The organism is Candidatus Thiosymbion oneisti, assembly GCF_900092655.1.
Lineage (GTDB): Bacteria > Pseudomonadota > Gammaproteobacteria > Chromatiales > Chromatiaceae > Thiosymbion > Thiosymbion oneisti.
This window is the reverse complement of sequence record NZ_FLUY01000600.1, coordinates 1-2,311: the sequence shown is the minus strand read 5'-3', so window position 1 is coordinate 2,311 and position 2,311 is coordinate 1. Positions and strand designations below refer to the sequence as shown.

Below are 2,311 nucleotides of genomic sequence, written 5' to 3'. Positions count from 1 at the left end.
GTGTCTCGGAGCGGACCTGTGGGATGTTGCGGCCATCTAGCCTGTGAAAACCATTGGTTAGTGCAGATAACAACCGGCAAGCGAACCACGGATGAACACGGATCGACACGGATTGATCTCCATCCGTGTTGATCCGTGTCTATCCGTGGTTCGAGATAGCGAGGATTAGATCGTTTGTTAATTGAGAACACCCCCTAGTACCTAGTTTCTATCGATTCTGCTAGTTTTGGCGCCGGAGCGTGAAAGCTAGGCGTGTGAGCAAGCAGATACCATGAACTTGCAATATCGGTCAAAACTAGGTACTAGCAATATCGATCGAAACTAGGTACTAGGCCAGCTCCCGTTCCGGCGACAGGTGCATCTCGTGGTGCCCCTTGCCCGCCGCGATCATCGGATAGACGTTTTCCGTGGGGTCCACCACCACGTCGAGGAATACGAGGCGATCCTGCATGCCGAAGGCCGCTTCCATGGCGCCTTCCAGGTCGCCGGGCCGCTCCACCCGCATCCCGATGTGCCCGAAGCTCTCGGCAAGCTGCACGAAGTCCGGGAGGGCATCCACATAGGAGTGGGAATAGCGACTCTCATAGAAGAATTCCTGCCACTGACGGACCATGCCCATGTAGCCGTTGTTGAGCATGATCACCTTGAGCGGCAGCCCGTACTGCCTGCAGGTCGCCAGCTCCTGGATGCACATGAGGATGCTCGCCTCGCCGGAGACGCAGGCCACCTGGGCCTCGGGGAAGGCCAGCTGCACCCCCATGGCCGCGGGCAGGCCGAAGCCCATGGTCCCCAGGCCCCCGGAGTTGATCCACCGACGCGGCCGGTCGAAGGGGTAGAACTGGGCGGCAAACATCTGGTGTTGACCGACGTCCGAGGTCAGATAGAGCTCGCCCTTGGTGACCTGGTAGAGGGTCTCTACCGCGAACTGGGGCTTGATCTTGTCACTGCCGCGATCGTAGCTCAGACACTTTATATCCCGCCATTGCTCGATCTGCGCCCACCAGTCGGTCAGCGTTTCGCGGTTGGGGTCACACCCGGCTTCCTTAAGCAGGCGCAGCATATCCTCGAGCACGCTCGCGACGGGCCCGACGATGGGGATATCTACCCGCACATTCTTGGAGATGGACGAGGGGTCCACGTCCACGTGAATGATTTCGGCGTGGGGACAGAAGAGCTCGATCTTGCCGGTGACCCGGTCGTCGAAGCGGGCCCCGATGGCGATCAGGCAGTCGGTCTCGTGCATCGCCATATTGGCCTCATAGGTGCCGTGCATGCCCAGCATGCCGATGAACCGGCGCTCGGTCATCGGATAGGCACCCAGCCCCATGAGGGTGCTGGTGATCGGGAACCCGGTGGCACGGACCAATTCCCCGAGCAGGTGCGAGGCATCGTCCAGGATCACCCCACCGCCGGTATAGATGACGGGTCGTTGCGCCGCGAGCATGGCCGCGACGGCCTGTTTGATTTGACCGGGGTGCCCTTTGCTTGCGGGGCGATAGGAACGCAGGCTGATTTCCCGCGGATACGCATAGGGGATCTTGACGTTGGGATCGGTCGTATCCTTCGGGATATCGACCAACACCGGCCCGGGCCGGCCCGAGGTGGCGATATAGAAGGCCTTGCGAATGGTCTCCGCCAGCTTGCGCACGTCTTGGACCAGGAAGTTGTGCTTGACGCAGGGGCGGGTGATGCCGACCGTGTCCACTTCTTGAAATGCATCGCTGCCGATCACGGGTGTGGGCACCTGGCCGCTCAGGATGACCATGGGGATGGAGTCCATGTAGGCAGTGGCGATCCCGGTAACCGCGTTGGTGGCACCGGGACCCGAGGTGACCAGGCACACGCCGCACTTGCCGGTGGCGCGCGCATAGCCGTCGGCCGCGTGGGCTGCCCCCTGCTCGTGCCGGACCAGGATATGCTTGACCCGGTCCTGCTTGAAGACGGCATCGTAGATGTGCAGAACCGCGCCCCCGGGATATCCGAAGACGTACTCGACGCCTTCGTCGATCAAGGCCTGAACGACGATCTCGGCACCACTCAATTCCACCTCGGCGACCCTCCCTCCACCCCGGACCCACGGCCGACCCGCGGGTAAGTAAGGATGATTCAACAAACTAGCTAAGCTACATGAGCCGCAGCTGCGCGGTCAAGGTATGGTCCTGCCCGGTAGTGGCTCAGTTCGCGAAAAAACGGAAATTGCGAAAAAACGCAAGGACGCAAGGACGCAAGGACGTAAAGAAAGAACAAAGAAACTTTGCGTCTTGGCGCCATTGCGTCCTGGCGTTAAATGGGCCGGAAAGTGAGCGGCCAA

At 60.7% G+C, this 2,311-nt stretch carries 1 protein-coding gene; it reads right to left on the bottom strand.

Annotation, left to right across the window (positions count from 1 at the left end):
- Positions 1-328 precede the first annotated feature (328 nt).
- On the bottom strand, positions 329-2,047 hold the full coding sequence (locus tag BQ17_RS06565) for an acetolactate synthase 3 large subunit (RefSeq protein WP_089725432.1): 1,719 nt from the start codon (positions 2,045-2,047) through the stop codon (positions 329-331).
- Between the last annotated feature and the right edge of the window lie 264 nt (positions 2,048-2,311).